The 1038-nt window shown below is 41.6% G+C and carries 2 protein-coding genes; both read left to right on the top strand.

Translation table 11 applies throughout. The features are described 5' to 3' along the window. Window positions 1-647, top strand: a 647-nt coding sequence (locus SANK73390_RS19480) for a hypothetical protein (protein ID WP_462768012.1), incomplete at its 5' end; no start/stop codon positions are given. After that, window positions 634-936 (top strand): hypothetical protein, encoded by a 303-nt coding sequence (locus tag SANK73390_RS19485; protein ID WP_462768013.1) that lies wholly within the window; start codon window positions 634-636, stop codon window positions 934-936. The genes SANK73390_RS19480 and SANK73390_RS19485, both read left to right, overlap by 14 nt. Window positions 937-1038 lie beyond the last annotated feature (102 nt).

Consider the following 1038-nt stretch of genomic DNA (forward strand, 5'->3'; position numbering starts at 1 on the left):
TAACGGATATGCTGTCGCAGAGTGAGGTTGCGAAAGAAGGAGGAGGGGATGGTGGTGCCAATCAAAGTGGTGGCGGTGACTACAAAATCAATAGGCAAGCATTATTTGAGATGATTGCTGACCCGGGTACATATGCAGGGGCACTTGCCAATGTTGCAGGGTCACTAAATGATGATGAGTTACGGGGTATTCTTGGTCATGATAAGTTCAAAGATTTTCAAAATGAACTAGGAGGTGACTTCAATACTGGATGGGATAGGTCTATTTTAGCTAATGCACCTATAGCACCCGGCTTTATGGCTTCTCGTGCAATGGGCTTTATGCAAGCGTTGGGAGGCTTTACCAAAAGCTTAACAGCCATGAGAGGGCAACACAGAACAACTAGTCTATATAACTTTGCAAGAACTCCATCACTCCACATGGAAAATGTAGCTAGGCATGTTCCTGTGCAGATGCTTGATAAAGCAATAAAAGGAAGCAAGGGACTTCCTGACCCAAGAGGGTCTGACGCTTTAATGCATTACATGAAAATTTGGCGAAACAACAAGCCGTACAACCTAGAAGTTCTGCACCACAAGAGCACGAACACAATCCTTCATTTTGAGTATGCCAGAAAGAGAATGGGGCCATTGAATGCAATTAAATAATACACCCGATAAGGGCTCAGTTGATTTTTTATATTACATAATGACAGAGTTTGCTTCTGATAACATATCTCCTAGAGTGTTTTGTGATGAATTTTATGAGTGCTTCGACATCGGGATTGACACATCTTTATTAAGTTCTACCGAGGCTCAGGAGTTTGAAAGACTGTCGGAAGTTGCTGGTAGGTTTTCAGAGTTTAAAGAGGATAGAGTAAAGTACCCCAACGCCTACTCTGATGAAGATGAACTCAAAGAAGCTGTCATCAATATCCAATCAAAGTTGAAAAGATAACTGATTTAAAATTGCGCTCTTAGTTTAGCAAGCTTCGAGTGCAATCACCGTATAAATCTTTCCTGTTTTTGACTATAATCTCGAAAGTTATGGAGAGCCGAG

Source organism: Pseudoalteromonas sp. SANK 73390 (assembly GCF_054966645.1).

Excerpts from the sequence above, each read along its gene's own strand:
- SANK73390_RS19485 (WP_462768013.1), top strand. The coding sequence starts at position 634 with ATGCAATTAAATAATACACCCGATAAGGGCTCAGTTGATTTTTTATAT.